The 15,203-nt window shown below is 44.6% G+C and carries 14 protein-coding genes; 1 reads left to right on the top strand and 13 read right to left on the bottom strand.

Features of this window, described 5'->3' with window-relative positions; genetic code table 11:
* Positions 1 to 29 precede the first annotated feature (29 nt).
* Positions 30 to 1,334 (top strand): mechanosensitive ion channel domain-containing protein, encoded by a 1,305-nt coding sequence (locus Q0110_RS08185; protein WP_297905555.1) that lies wholly within the window; start codon positions 30 to 32, stop codon positions 1,332 to 1,334.
* 162 nt (positions 1,335 to 1,496) lie between these two features.
* Here Q0110_RS08185 and Q0110_RS08180 read toward each other — a convergent pair whose 3' ends face one another.
* From Q0110_RS08180 to Q0110_RS08120, 13 genes are all read right to left on the bottom strand, one after another.
* Complete coding sequence (locus tag Q0110_RS08180) at positions 1,497 to 3,017, bottom strand: MBOAT family protein (protein WP_297905552.1); 1,521 nt, start codon at positions 3,015 to 3,017, stop codon at positions 1,497 to 1,499.
* 9 nt (positions 3,018 to 3,026) lie between these two features.
* Positions 3,027 to 4,358, bottom strand: a complete 1,332-nt coding sequence (locus tag Q0110_RS08175; protein WP_297905549.1) for a GDSL-type esterase/lipase family protein — start codon at positions 4,356 to 4,358, stop codon at positions 3,027 to 3,029.
* Positions 4,330 to 5,778 (bottom strand): hypothetical protein, encoded by a 1,449-nt coding sequence (locus tag Q0110_RS08170; RefSeq protein ID WP_297905546.1) that lies wholly within the window; start codon positions 5,776 to 5,778, stop codon positions 4,330 to 4,332. The genes Q0110_RS08175 and Q0110_RS08170 overlap by 29 nt, the downstream gene beginning before the upstream one ends.
* 120 nt (positions 5,779 to 5,898) lie before the next feature.
* Entirely contained in the window at positions 5,899 to 6,504 is a 606-nt protein-coding gene (locus Q0110_RS08165) for a rhomboid family intramembrane serine protease (RefSeq protein WP_297905543.1), read from the bottom strand.
* A gap of 71 nt (positions 6,505 to 6,575) precedes the next feature.
* Entirely contained in the window at positions 6,576 to 7,424 is an 849-nt protein-coding gene (locus Q0110_RS08160) for a hypothetical protein (RefSeq protein ID WP_297905540.1), read from the bottom strand.
* A gap of 34 nt (positions 7,425 to 7,458) precedes the next feature.
* Positions 7,459 to 8,577: a universal stress protein gene (locus Q0110_RS08155; protein ID WP_297905536.1), complete on the bottom strand. Its 1,119-nt coding sequence runs from the start codon at positions 8,575 to 8,577 to the stop codon at positions 7,459 to 7,461.
* Positions 8,578 to 8,691: 114 nt separating this feature from the next.
* The gene (locus Q0110_RS08150) at positions 8,692 to 8,964 is read right to left on the bottom strand and encodes a DNA-binding protein (RefSeq protein ID WP_297905534.1); all 273 of its coding nucleotides are present in this window, start codon (positions 8,962 to 8,964) and stop codon (positions 8,692 to 8,694) included.
* Between the two features lie 139 nt (positions 8,965 to 9,103).
* Positions 9,104 to 9,796, bottom strand: a complete 693-nt coding sequence (locus Q0110_RS08145) for a phosphatase PAP2 family protein (RefSeq protein WP_297905532.1) — start codon at positions 9,794 to 9,796, stop codon at positions 9,104 to 9,106.
* A gap of 15 nt (positions 9,797 to 9,811) precedes the next feature.
* Positions 9,812 to 10,579 carry a tetratricopeptide repeat protein gene (locus tag Q0110_RS08140; RefSeq protein ID WP_297905530.1) on the bottom strand — a complete coding sequence of 256 codons (768 nt, stop codon included), beginning with the start codon at positions 10,577 to 10,579 and terminating at the stop codon, positions 9,812 to 9,814.
* A 4-nt stretch (positions 10,580 to 10,583) separates the two neighbouring features.
* Positions 10,584 to 12,395: a BatD family protein gene (locus Q0110_RS08135; protein WP_297905527.1), complete on the bottom strand. Its 1,812-nt coding sequence runs from the start codon at positions 12,393 to 12,395 to the stop codon at positions 10,584 to 10,586.
* Between the two features lie 32 nt (positions 12,396 to 12,427).
* On the bottom strand, positions 12,428 to 13,168 hold the full coding sequence (locus tag Q0110_RS08130) for a tetratricopeptide repeat protein (protein WP_297905524.1): 741 nt from the start codon (positions 13,166 to 13,168) through the stop codon (positions 12,428 to 12,430).
* 12 nt (positions 13,169 to 13,180) lie between these two features.
* Positions 13,181 to 14,200: a VWA domain-containing protein gene (locus tag Q0110_RS08125; RefSeq protein WP_297905521.1), complete on the bottom strand. Its 1,020-nt coding sequence runs from the start codon at positions 14,198 to 14,200 to the stop codon at positions 13,181 to 13,183.
* Positions 14,201 to 14,213: 13 nt separating this feature from the next.
* On the bottom strand, positions 14,214 to 15,200 hold the full coding sequence (locus Q0110_RS08120) for a VWA domain-containing protein (RefSeq protein ID WP_297905518.1): 987 nt from the start codon (positions 15,198 to 15,200) through the stop codon (positions 14,214 to 14,216).
* Positions 15,201 to 15,203 lie beyond the last annotated feature (3 nt).

Raw genomic sequence — 15,203 nt, 5'->3', positions numbered from 1 at the left:
TTGTCTATTTAAAGTTTAAAACCGTCTTTATGAACAAGATGCAAGAATGGGTATATAATTTATTAGTCCAAATCGGGTTGATAAGCGAGAGTTCCAGCTACTTAGACAATATAGCGATCTTGTTGCTTATTATCGCTTTCACTATCGGGATCGATTATAGTTGCCGGTATATTTTCCTTGGTATGTTCAAGCGATTGGCGAGGAAGACGAAAAACCAGTTGGACGATTTAATCGTGGATCGTAAGATCATCAATAAGATGATGCATATAATCCCGGCTGTGTTGATTTATGTCTTGTTGCCTTTCGCCTTCTCGGCGGAAGAGACACCGAAGATTTTAATAATGCTCCAAAAGCTTTGCCAGATCTATATCATAGCGGTCTCCCTGAGATTTATAAACGCTTCCTTAAACTTGATCCATGAGATATACAATAAAAAAGATTCCTTTAAGAACAAGCCGTTAAAAGGATTCATACAGATCTTGCAAGTCACGTTTTTCTTTATCGGGGCGATATTGATTATCAGTATCCTCATCAATAAATCCCCGGTTTCTTTACTGGCTGGATTAGGTGCTTCGGCCGCTATTTTGATGTTGGTATTCAAGGACACGATCTTAGGATTCGTAGCGGGTATCCAACTGTCTGCCAATGACATGCTCCGTGCCGGAGACTGGATCACGATGAGTAAATACGGAGCGGACGGTACGGTTATCGAAGTGACATTGAACGCCGTGAAAGTAAGAAACTTTGACAACACAATTACGACCATCCCGCCTTATGCCTTGGTAAGCGACGCTTTCCAGAATTGGAGAGGCATGAGCGAATCGCCGGGCCGCCGTATCAAACGTTCCATCAATATCGATATGAACAGCGTACATTTCTGTACCCCGGAAATGCTGGAGAAATTCAGAAAGATCTCCCTGATCTCGGATTATATCGATAAGAAAGAGCAAGAATTAGACGAATATAACAAGGAACACCATATCGATGGCTCCATCCGGGTAAATGGGCGCAGACAGACAAACCTCGGTGTTTTCCGGGCTTATCTCGTTCGTTACCTGAGAAGCCTTCCGGAAGTCAACAAAGAATTAGTCTGTATGGTACGCCATTTACAGCCTACGAACACAGGTATCCCCATCGAGCTTTATTGCTTCTCATCCAATAAGATATGGCCTGAATATGAAAGAATCCAAGCCGATATATTCGACCATGTGCTTGCGGTAATACCGGAGTTCGGGCTAAGCGTGTTCCAAAATGTATCCGGAACGGATTTGAGAAATATCATCATTAAACTTCCTCCATCCTCGCCGGTTCACGACCCCGGAACCGCTTTCTAAAGAAGAAGTAATACACTGATAATCAGCATTAAGAAACATCATAATGTTTCTTTGAAAACACGTACGTGTTTTTGGAAAAAGTCGTACGTGTTTTCAAAAATTCACGTACATGTTTTTCCAAGTCAGTTTATGTCCCACGGGTAGGCCATGAATTTACCACTCTTAAAATTGGAAATAAATAAACGGCTGCACTCCCGCGCTCTTGAACTGTACGACAATAAAGATCGCTATCGCCAATATAGCGGCCTGTACCAACAAAGGGGAACGAGTCACGACTCCCCTTAAGACATCCTCTGAGCGCTTAGGCATAAAATGCAACGCATAACCAATTATCATCAACGTAAATACACCCTTATATCCTGAGACAAATTGCGAAAATACCTCCGGATGGAAGTTCGTGAAGATCTGGCTCAACATCTCTCCCACGGCTTTCATCGAGGTAGCCCGGAACAAGATCCATCCGAAACAAACCACATGGAAAGTAATCAAGACACCCAATACCCGTCGCCAAGGGCTCATCTCACGTCCCAAGGGCTTAAAGCTACTGAAATGCCCCATAATGAACTTATGCACCGCCAACGCTACGCCATGCAACGCACCCCATAAAATAAAACTAATAGAGGCCCCATGCCATAACCCGCCAAGCAACATCGTTATCATCAGATTGATATAGGTACGAATCTTTCCCTTCCGGTTTCCACCTAAAGAGATATACAGATAATCCTTTAACCAAGAGGAAAGGGAGATATGCCAACGGCGCCAGAATTCGGTAATGGTAGCCGATTGGTAAGGAGAGTCGAAGTTAATATTGAAACGGAATCCCAACAGCAAGGCGATACCGATCGCCATATCCGAATATCCGGAGAAGTCGCAGTAAATCTGTAACGCATATCCATAGACACCCAACAAATTCTCCACACCCGTATAGAGCAACGGAGCGTCGAAGATACGATCCACGAAATTCATGCTGATATAATCCGAAATGACCGTTTTCTTGAAAAGACCACATAAGATAAGGAATAATCCCTCGCCAAACTCAGATCGCGTCACCGTAGGACTCTTATACATCTGAGGAATAAAATCCCGGGCACGGACGATCGGTCCGGCAACCAGTTGGGGAAAGAACGAGACATAGAAAACATAATCGATCCAGCGGCCGAGAGGCTCTATCCGTCCCCGGTAAACATCTATCACGTAACTGATACTCTGAAAAGTAAAGAAAGAAATCCCTACCGGAAGGAAAATATCCATCTTAAGCCATTCCCCTCCAGCGGCCATAACAAATAGCTCGCCTAGGAAGTTGAAGTACTTGAAATACCCCAACATGCCCAGGTTTACGCAAAGACTGAGCGTAACGAATGATTTACGCCTTAGCGCCGATGTCGTATGGGAGATACATTGCGCTATCAAGAAATCGGAAGTAGCCGTGAAAACCAACAGACCAAACCATAATCCGCTACTTTTATAGTAAAAATAAAGAGAGAAAAGAGTCACGTAAACGATACGAGCCAGCAGATGCTTCCGCAATGACATATAAACCATCAAGAAACCGATAAACAGGAAGAAAAACAACCCGCTGCTAAACAAGATCGGGGCATTATGATGATAGGTCAGGATTTCTCCCAACTTCTCCCACGTGAATTCATGATCGCTAAACCAGTCTCTAAGTATATTATATTCCATACAAGATTCTTATCGGTTATTATATGATTCCATGAACGCCCTGAATAGAAGCGTTCCTTGTTCTTGATATCCCTCTTTCGTGAAATGGATCCGATCCCGCCCCATCAAACGGGAACTATGCCATTTACGACAGGAGTTCTTCCCACCTGTCGCCGTGAATAAATCCCAACAAGCTATGCCTTCTTTCTTCGCTACATTCCGGATAGCACGGGCGGCACGCTCCGTATTATCATTACGCACATACGTTCGCTGTTTACCAGACCGGACTCTCCTATAACATTCCGGAGGGGTCGTCAGTAAAATTGCCGTATTCGGTAGTTCCTTCTTGACCAACGCCAGGAAAGCCTCTATCTGGCCGGAAAACTCTTCTGTATTAAAACGCCGGCCAAACGTCTCGTTGGTTCCCATAGAGATGATTAACAAGGATGGTTTTAATAAAGCCAACTGACGCACATAGGCCTCGTCCGTATAATTCACATACATCGCCCCATTCACTCCGATGGAATGGTATAAAATCCCCCTGCCTCCATTTTTCAGTACCAGGCCATAATACAAATTCGTAAAGGATGAGGCCGGTCGCAACGTATTCGTACCTTCTTTCCGTCTCGTGCTCTGCAATTGTAAGGTATCAGTTAAACAGGAGATCCGGAAGGTATCGGCCAATACACCGGGGACACATACGGTATCCGCACGAAATGTCCGGACCGAATCTTTCAAAACTCCGGCGGGAAGCATGGGCATAGACTTTTCCCCTCTATACAGGATCGCCTCGTTAAACTCGTATCCGGCACCATTATTCGGGGTTATCACGACATCCAGATTAATCGAAGGGGAAACGGATTTGATCCCGATTCCACCAATTCCTATCGGGGTTTTCCGGGTACGCTGGATACAACGTCCGGCAATCCAATCCTTAGCGACGGATTTGATAAAGTAATCATCCGGCTCATTGGTCTTGCTCAACTTAAAAGGAGCGATCCAGCCTCGACCGGCATTACCGAACGCCTGCTGGAAAAGACGCATGACACGGCCGCTCAAATGTCCGGCTTGGATATGCGAATCCCCCAATTGAACGATCGTGATAACCGTATCTTTACCGGCACGCAACGAATCCAGCTCATTGAAGAAATCATTCCACGCCTTGCTTGAATCGGGTAAGATCAACGTATCTTTTCCCACTTTCATCGAATAAGATAAAGGAGGCAACGCTACAGTGTCCCGAACCGTCAAACTATCAAGAGATACATCTCCGTTTGTTCCGGCTTTAGGCCTCGGAACGGAGAAACCCATGATCACTCCTAAAACAACCAGACTAATTAACCACTTTCTCCGCTTCATCATAAAAATCTTTTTCTGATAATAACGCTTTCAGCAAGGCCTCGGCAATCTCCCGTCCACCTCTGAAACTTAAATGCGTATAATCCTTACTAGCCCAGTTTAATTCTACGAAACGGACCATACTGTTCTCTCCTCCCATGGCTCCGAAAACATTCCAGAAAGGTACTCCGGCCTTTTTAGCGGCTTGCCTTTGCGCATGCAACAGGGCGAGCACGGCAGGCATCGTCTCGAACTCCCCGTCATCCTGACGGCTCCTGTCCGACACCCCCAACATCAATATGTCGGCTTCCGGGAAACAAAGCTGTATATGATTAATGACTTTTACCATCCGGTTGCTATACCATCCATAGTTCATCACGCTGTCGCTCACGACATTCAAACCATACTGCAAGACGATCAAATCATACGGACGAATCTTATTCAATGCTTGACAACGGGAAACGTCCAATCGCTCCAATATCATACCAGAGTTTCCCCGAAGAGAGAAATTATCTACCACGACACCAGAATTGTCCTCCATGGCAACTCCCAACGCCCGGAATTCCTGAGTATTCTTAAACGTGAAATCCGCTTCGGTAAATGTCCCTTCCAACTCGTATTGGGTCACGATCGATGTGGCTGGAAGTATCTCTTGCAGGGTATCGGAAGAAGCGTTGCAGACCAAACGCATCTCCGTATTCTTATTTTGCTCATAAATCAGCTTCAAGGAAGAGAACGCCTGAAGTTCCGGATAGCGCTTGGTAGTCTTCACACGGATAGAGGCATCTTCCTCGTTCGCCTCAAACATCATTCCGGATAAGGTATATCCGTGCTCATGGTCTGTCAGCATAGACCAAGCGGTCCATCCCGTGGCATGTTGCTCTACGGTCGGACGGAACTGAGCCGCTACAGATGTGACCGGCACAAAACCAACCCCCCGGCCCCCGAATTCCTTCTGCATCCCGGAACGGAAATCGGCTACCATAATATCGCCTTCGATAAAAGAATCTCCCAAAAAGGCCACACGTACCGGACGATTCAACTCCTGCCTGTTTTTCAGGGCGGCGAAGAACCGTTTCAAACCAATATGTCCAAGAGAATAATCCTCGATATGAGATCCCAGCGAATCCGCTCCCTGAACAGCATAGACCGCTTTGTATAACGAATCGCGAAGAGCCAAGGCCGCTGAATCTATTCCGGTGGAGCGCACTACAGAATCTCTCAGCGCCACCGAATCTATTTGAAGGGTATCTGCCTGCTCCAATTGCTGCCTTAAAGAATCTAAAGAAAGCTTTTCCTCCTTCACCTTGAAATCCGATAAAAGATCTACCTTTTTGATCTTATACCCGAACAATGTATCGGGAAGGCTATATAAACCAAAGCTCATCAACAAGGTTAGCAACAATAATGCCAACACTCTACCCAAATTATTATCTTTGCTCATCTGACTTTTGCTTATAAGGGAACAAAGATAGATAAGTTTGCTTTCATGGAAATAATCTTCCGGCAAAAATTTAGTTCCTGCGTAAAACGTACTCTACATCGAGCGGATAAAATTATGGGATCATCCCTTAAACATAAGCTGGGATAAAAAGAGATGTAATAATGAAGGTTCCAGCAACATGGGGAAAATCAATCCGTAGATAGCCCCATAGAAGTGAGCATTATGGTTTACATTATCTCCTGCCTGTTTCGCCATATATTGGCAATAAGCAAGATATAACAAGCCGAACACGATCCCGGGAACAGGCAACACGGCGAAAAACAATATCTTCCCCCAAGGGTCTAGAAATATCGAGGTAAATAGAACCGCAGATACCGCGCCGGACGCACCGATGGAGACATAATACGGATCATCGCGCCGTTTTATCAGGTCGTATAACGAAGCCACGATCATTCCCCCGAAATAAAGAGCCAGATAAGCCCCACCGCCAAATCCCATATGCCGGAATACTCGCTCGATATAGAGACCGAACGACCAGTACGTAAACATATTCACTAACAGATGTGTCATATCCGCATGAATAAATCCATGGCTCACGATACGATAATATTCATGATTCCGGACCGTACGATATGGGATAAACGCTAATTTCATAAACAACTCCCTATTACTAAAACAGATAAACGAGAGTACCGCAGTTATTCCAATAATCAAATAAGTAATCATATATTCTATTATTTTTCTGATGAGCTGCAAAGCAAAGCATAATTCCGGTTTATACAAATATCAGGTATATATTATCTAAGCCAAAGGAAAAACAAGAATCCCCAAAGAAAAATAGATAACAGTAAAACCAAAGGTCTCAAAACTTTATCGCAAAAAGAGTTCCTTACTTTCTTTCGATAAGGAATATTTTCCTCTGCGATAACACGATTCACTTTATTCGTCCTATCAAAATAGGAAGAATATAGAATCAATATATAAAAACCGAATATTTGCAAAAGAAATAGGATGGAAACTAATGGCTTTTCATATCTTTTCTGTTTCTCTTCTATTTTGAATTGCTTTAAATCAATATCTTTTATGACCCGAATCAATGTTTTCTTTTCTTCCAATATTAAAGAATCTAGATTCTCTGAAAAAGAAGAATCTAGACTTTTTAAATTCTCATAGTACCGGACCATACTATCAATTCTATTTCTTTCTGTATTCAAAGAACTCAACTTCATACTTTCAGCTGTCATATCTATATATGATATAGAAAAAGGGAAAAGCAAGAAAGCTAAGGACAACACATTACCACCAATAACAACAAATGTTTTATTCAAGCCTCTGTTTAGTTTCTTCCAAAAAATATTTGTCAAAAAGAACACACTAAGCTGTATAATACAAGCAATACATAAAGTACGTATGGTATACCCCACTAATTGCAGCCAATTCTCCATCGCTTCTACATCTACAGTAATACCAAAGAGAGTCACCGCATAAATCAATGTTATAACTATCACTAATCTATGTTCTTTCTTTAATCCAAGTACCAGATCAAACATTCTTTCCCACATACTATCCTTACATTTTTTCGCTAAAGATACAAAAATAGCTTTAAACACATAGTATATAATAAAAAAGTGGATAAGCCTTTTCACATATCCACTTTTTATTTGTTACTTAAAAAAGGAGCTACTTCTTGCTATCGATTACCAATAGCGGAGTGTCGGTGTGGAATAGCATCTTTCTTGCAATTGAAGGATTGAACATCCGGGCCAGGATATTACGGCGATAAGTACTTAAGGCTATGACATCAATTTGTTTGTCACGAACAAATTTCTCGATGGCCAACAACAAATCGCCATCAGCTAGAACTGTATGGGAAATATGCGCATGTGGATATTGCTTCTTGAAATATTCACGAACCCCCGTCAAACGAATCTCATTCCATTCATCTTTGCTGGTAGAGATATTGAACAGATGAATATTAAAATCAAAACCTTTGATGATTTCCATAAACTCGTCAAACGCAACCAAATCTCTCTGGTTAAACGATGTGGCGAAAGCGATATTCTTTGCGTCTCTCAAATCCGTGAAAGGAACATTCTCCGGTATCGCCAATACAGGAACCCGGTTCACCTCGATCACCTCTCCGGTCACGCTACCGATCAGATCCATATCTTTTTGGCTCTTACCTCTCGTTCCCATCACGATCAATGTCGGATGATATTCCCTACTATAAGCGATGATTTCTTCTTCCGGCAACCCCTCACGTAATACATAATCGTATTTTACCTTTGGTAATTCTCCGGAAGACATCTTCCGGTCGATATGCGTACAAATATTCTCCATATCAATACGGACACGTTGCAGGATATGTTGTACGGATTCCTCCTCGTTTACTTGGTAAGCCAATGTATCCCCCATCGGAATGGCAGACGGAAAATACGGGCTAAAGTAAGCGTGCATGATCATTACCTCCGCACCTACCGCATAGGCATAATTGATACCTAATTCACAAGCTTTAGCGGAATAATCAGAGAAATCAATCGGGATCAGAATCTTTTTAACCGCATTAACCTTCGGCTCTTCCTCCTTCGGTTCCTCAAACCATTTATTATCCTCGATAATGCGTAAAGCATGCGGTAAATCACTTTCCTTAATACGCACACGTACTCCCGCCGAAACAACCGGCTGAATCTGGTTCACATTATGTATATAGACCTCTATGCCTTCTGTTTCGAGGATTGTCTTGAGAATCTGGGCTTTCTCGAACGTGTGGATAGCCAATGTTACTAACTTATCTTCCATACTCAATACATTTTTATAGATGAAACAATCGGGATTTATGAATTGTTAAATACAAAAAAATCCCAAAGCGTTCTTTCATTTTGCTATGGGATTTTTTATACGAATGAATTTTTCTTACGCTTTCTGTGCTTCGGCATCCTGGCTCTCAGCCAGTATCTGCAAAGCACGCTCAAAAATAGTCGTGTCATCTAAAACAACCAACCCGCCATCCGGCCCGGGCTCGATATGGAAACCACAACTCCGGCCATCTTGAAAATTATGTCCACCGAAATAGTTACGAACTGTCTCAACCCTTAATCCTAACTCATCGGCGATGCGTTGTATACTTCCGTCTGGTAAAGAGTCTTTAAGTCTTCTCAATTCGTTAAATGTAATCGTCTTTGTCATGGCTTTCTTATTTTGAAGGTTAATACTTTTATTTAATATTATGGCACTAACTTAATCATTTAATATTATTGAAACAAATTATTATTGAGAAAATGAACCGAAAACAAATATGCTTTACGACATACTCACTCAAACACTCTTATCTTAAGCACGATACCAACTGTTCATTAAACAGGGCTATTAAAAGAATAGTCAGCCAAATGGCATAGGTGATCAAATATTTCCGGGTATCCGAGTAAACAGCCTCCGGACGTACCCAAGAATCCTCTGAAATCAAAACCGACCGTATATAGAAATATAACAGATAAACGAGATATCCGAATAGCAATCCTGATAAAGCTCCCGGGATAATATCCGTGATAAAATGTACTCCTAGATAAATACGGGTATATGAGGTCAGGATCGCCCAAAAGAAAATAGTCCATCCAAATAGCTTATTCCGAAAAATCAACGCCATCAAGGTCGCAAAACCGAAAGCGTTCGCCGCATGACTGGAGATAAACCCATACATACCGCCCCGATAGCCAAATACCACCTTTACCTGATCCATAAAATCCGGATGATGGGTCGGGCGAAAACGTGTGAATATGGGTTTACAAATATGCGAAGCGAATTGGTCGCACAACGTGATCGTCAAGACGATGGCCAACAAAATTAAAAGCCACTCCTTCCAATTCTTCTTATAGCATAACACCACCAATATAAAAAAGGCTAACGGTAGCCAAACCGCCTTGCCTGAATAGATCCACATAAAGCGATCTAAAAAAGCGGAGTCGCTACCGTTAAGCATCAAGAACGCATCACGTTCCCAAACCAATAATTGTTCTAGCATAATTTTATTAGCTGACTAGATTTTTTCTATGTCTTTACTAGGCATCCATCCTACGTTCCCGTCCTCAAGCTCGATCTCGCTCCATTCGCCGAGCGTACTCTTCACGGTCACGTTCGTTCCCTCATGCAATACAAAAAGATCCGTACCGCTAGTATCGGGCGAGCTTTTCACCGTAACGGTCGGGGCGAATACGATAGCGTGTTTACGGTTTATCATCTCATCCTTCTGGTTGCTGGCGAATATATTCGTGAAAACAACCATGATGATAAAAAAGACACCCAAATAGAAACCGATCTTCTTCAAACGTACCCAGCGGGCGAAGAAGAACAAGATCAAGCAACCGATAAACAATAGGAAACACACGATACCCGTCTTCGCCCAAGAGTCTGCGGAACCGAGGTTCTCTACGCTCTTAAACCATTTCACCAAGAAGAAATCGCCAACCGGCTCAATCTTATCAATAGTCTTCTGACGAGCCATCTGTAAATTGAAGCGGGCATCGCTGTCACCCGGATCCAGCAGAAGACAACGTTCGTAATTCAAGATAGCCGGGGCTATCTTACCTGCCTTATAATAGGCATTTCCCAAATTATAGTAGACGGCGGCAGACTCTCCATTGCTTTTCAAGATCCCTTCATATAGCTCGATCGCCTTTGCGTAATCTTCTTTCGTGTAAGCAACCTCAGCCTCCTTCAAGGCAGTATCTTGCGCATAAGCAGATCCTATCAGACATAGAGTCAATAAGAAAAACAGTACCTTTCTTAAATTTATAGTCATATTCATCTTCTTACTTTTTAATTGTATTCTCCATTTTACCAATAGCGTCTACCGTCTGCTCATACAGCTTATCCATAGCGTCTGACGCTTGGGACGGAGCGTAACGAGCGAACTCACAAGTATTCAAGATATCCATGAACTCATTCGTCAAGGATTCGTCTACACCGTATTTACCCAATTCTATCTCTACGTTATCCTTGGTCAAATCGGATTGCGGGATGCTCAGCTTATCGCTCAAATAGCCCCACAACGCACGCAATACCTCATCGTAAAACTCTTCCTTCTTATTCTCCTTCATCAACTTGCCGGCGTTTTTCAAACGTCTCACCGCCATCTTATTCGCCTTCTTGGTACGAACCAAGGCAATATCGGCGTTTTCCTTCACCTGCTTACGATAAATAAAGAAGAATACGATAAACAAAATAGCCGGCACGATATAACAAAGATAGTACATGAAGGAACCGAAGAAGATTCCATCATCTCCCTCGATAAAGGAGAAGCCTTTCGTCTTCAAATAACGGATATCCTTGCCTAAGTATTTCACGCTCTCTTTATTGCTGAAATTTGATACAACCGGGGCAGAACCATTACCACCCTTGCCTTGCTCCACATGCAGTTTATAAGGCTCGGACTTGATGGTCTTATAGGAACCGGACTTGATATCGAAATAAGAGAAAGCGATCGCCGGGATCTCAAAATCACCTGCGTAACGAGGTATCGCCATATATTCGATGGTCTTGCTACCGCTGACACCGGCAGTTGTAGTCTTGATGTCCATCTCTACTTTGGGGTCGTAGACATCGAAATCGTTCGGGAAAATCACTTCCGGGTTCTTCACCAGCTTTACGTTTCCGTTACCCGTGATCTTCACCTTTACGGTTACAGCCTCATCTGTCTTGACATTATCAGAACTAATATCTGCCGTCATGGAGAATGTTCCCACCGCACCGGAGAAAGAAGCGGGCTTACCGGCCGGCAATGGTTTAACATCAATAGTAACCGGAGAGGTCGTCAACACTTTGCTTACATCCCGGTACGAGTCGAAGAAACTATCGAAGATGCTACCGCCACCTACTTGTTGCATACGGACACGAACTATGGCATCATACTTTCCACCCTCGATCGTGATCTTACCCGGACGTTGCGGGTATAGGATCACCTGGCGCATTACCGCCATCTGATAGTTACGCCCGTTGTAATTCTCCAAAGTCAACTGTTTCTCTTGCGGCAACTCAACCTCCTGCACTAAGAAACCCTCGAACTCCGGATATTTCAATCCCGTGATTGAGAAGTTTTCCAAAGAGTAGACCTTGAAAGTCACCAAGAAGCCTTCTTGCTCAAACACGTTTCGTTTGGATACGTCCATCTTCACGAACAGCCGATCGTTAGAGATCGCCCCACTCGCCGTTGTTGTCTCCGCTTCTTGTTTTCCCGCCTTATCAGCCGGAAGAACCTTGATGGCCAAGCCATTCGATGTATAATTAGAACCGTTCACCTTGATCGTTGCCGGAGCGATATTAAATGTACCTTCCTTCTTCGGCATCAAGACGTACGTATATGTAACGGTTGTCTCGCTGGTACTCTTCCCGTTCACCCAGCTACTGCTATAGGAGGTGGATTGGGAAGGCCCCATTAATACGTCAAAGTCAGGCATCTCCTGCACTCTCAAGTCCTTGCCTTCAGCATTGACGGTGAAAGTCAAGCGAAACTGCTCCCCCATTACCACCGCTTGAGGTGCCGAGGCCTTGAAGGTCACATCCGCAGCCCTTGTCGCCACCCCTACCGTTAACATCAGGATAAATAAGAAAATCAATTTCCTCATTGTGTATCTCATTTTTTCGTTAATTATCTAGACTACCACTCCTTCTCTGTCTTCCGGCGTTGCTGCTGCTGCATCTGCGCCTTCTTCACTTTCTCTTGAGTGTCTTTCTCGTCTTGCAGGAAGGCATCCAACATTTGCTGGGCGTTGTCCTTGCTCATCTGCTCGTTGGGCTGCTGTTGCTCTTGGGTCTGATCCTGCTTCTGATCGTCTTGCGGCTGCTGCTGTTGCTGTTGCTGCTGATCGTCTTTCTGATCCTTGTTCTCCTGCTGGTCATCGTTCTGCTGGTCTTGATTCTGATCCTGATTCTGCTGATCCGACAGCAACTTTTGGGCCAAGGCCAGATTATAACGTGTCTCATCATCTTTCGGATTCAAGCGAAGCGATTGCTTATACACCTCCACGGCCTTGCCGTAATCCTTGTTCTGCATGAAGATATTCCCCATATTATGATACACCTCCGACAAACGGGCTTTCCCTTCCGGCGTAGCCACCATCTTCTCCCCTTGTCCGGCGATCAATTGATACTGCTCGGCGGCCTCGGGAAACTTTCCTTGCTTATAAAGAGCGTTCCCCAGATTATAAGTTCCTTCCGTAGAGCGAGGATTCACCTCCAAGCTCTTACGATAAGCGATCTCGGACTCGGTGTATTTCTCACTCTCGTAAAGCTTATTCCCCTCACGCACATTCTTGCGTTCCGCTTTCTGGGCAGAGACCGTCCCGGCACTCAGTGCCAAGACCGATACCCATATCATAGATTTATATATACGTCTCATCACTTCGTCGAATTAAGAGAATAATTTTACTTTCCTAAATATACGGTTCTTACGATCCAAGGTCATGAAATCGGCGATCAAAAGGAACAAAGCGATCCAAGCGAAAATCTGGAACTGCTCGTCATACTCGGAATAAACCTTGCTATCCAACTCCGTCTTATTCATCTTCTCAATTTCTTTCTGAAGAGCTTTCAAGGCAGAATTCGTATTGTCCGCACGTACATACATACCATTTCCGGCAGCGGCGATCTCTTGGCCCATCTGCTCGTTCAGTTTCGTAATCACCACGTTGCCGTCTTTATCCTTCATGTAATTATTACTTCCTTGGATGGGGATCGGGGAACCCTTCGGGTCGCCCATTCCCACGATGTTCACGTGGATACCCTTTTCGGCAGCGGCTTTGGCTGCACCGACAGCATCGTCTTCATGATTCTCACCGTCGGTGATCAAGATGATCGCTTTATCGGCCGCCTCATTCGGCGTAAAGGAACGAGCGGCTAAATTAATGGCCGCACCGATCGCCGTACCTTGCGTAGATACCATCGATGGGTTGATAGAGGACAAGAACATCTTGGCGGAGATATAATCCGAGGTGATCGGCAACTGCGTGAAAGCGTCGCCGGCGAACACGATCAGACCTACCTTATCATTCGTAAAGCCGTCCGTCAATCGGGATAGCATCTGTTTGGCCTTATCCAAACGGTTGGGCGACACGTCCTCGGCCAACATGGAATTGGACACGTCCAGACACACCATAATCTCTACTCCCTGACGCTTCACCGTCTCCAGTTTCGAGCCGAATTGAGGCCCCGCTATAATAAAGATAACCATCGTAATGGCTCCGAACAACAGCCAAAACTTCAGATGCTGGCGCTTGGGTGATACCTCGGGCATCAACTCGGCCAACAACGTAGGGTTACCGTATTTCTTTATCGCTTTCTTCTTCACGATCATGGCGTACACATAGAACGCCACCAACACAGGAAGGAGGAAAAGCAAATATAAAAAGTCCGGATGCGCAAATCGAAACATAAGCCTTTTATCTTTATGGTATATTTCTCAACAATGTATTTCTCAATAAGATCTCCACCAGCAACAGGGCGAACACCAGCAAGGCCCAGTTCTTATACTCCTCCTGCTTCTTGCTGTATTCCTGCACGCTGATCTTGGTCTTCTCCATCTGGTCTATCTCGGAATAGATCTCTTTCAGGCTGGCGTTGTCCGTGGCACGGAAATACTGCCCGCCAGTAGTAGAGGCGATCTGTTTCAACGTAGCCTCGTCGATCTCTACCGGGATATTTTGATATTGCACGCCAAAAGCGGTCTGGAACGGATACGGAGCCATCCCTTTCGTCCCGACTCCGATCGTATAGACACGTACCCCGAACGTCTTGGCGATCTCGGCGGCGGTAACCGGAGCAATTTCGCCGGCGTTATTCGAACCATCGGTCAGAAGGATAATCACCTTCGACTTAGCGTGGCTGTCCTTGATGCGGCTCACGGCATTCGCCAAGCCTAATCCGATAGCCGTTCCGTCTTGGATCATACCGCTCTGGATATCCTTGAAGAGATTCAGCAAGACCGTATGATCCGTTGTCAACGGGCATTGCGTAAAACTCTCGGCGGAAAATACCACCAAACCGATATTGTCGTTCGGGCGACCGTTGATGAATGACGCAGCCACATCCTTCGCCGCCTCCAAACGGTTCGGCTTCAGGTCTTGCGCCAACATACTGCCGGATATATCCATCGCCAACATGATATCGATACCTTCCGTGGAAGAATTAGACCAGCTATTCGTGGATTGCGGACGGGCCAAGATCACGATCAGCAGCGCTACCGCTACCATACGTAATACAAAAGGCAAATGACGCAAGTACACGATCCATGATGTCGCTCCCGGCGCCTCGAACGCCTCCGACGAGGAGACCTGCAAGCTGGCCTGGCTCTTGCTCAGCTTGTAGACGTACCATCCGATCATCGGGATGAGCAACAACAATAAATATAAATAATTAGGATTCGCAAATACCATCTC

Source organism: uncultured Parabacteroides sp., from assembly GCF_947855115.1.
Taxonomy (GTDB): domain Bacteria; phylum Bacteroidota; class Bacteroidia; order Bacteroidales; family Tannerellaceae; genus Parabacteroides.
This window is presented reverse-complemented; position numbering and strand designations above follow the sequence as displayed.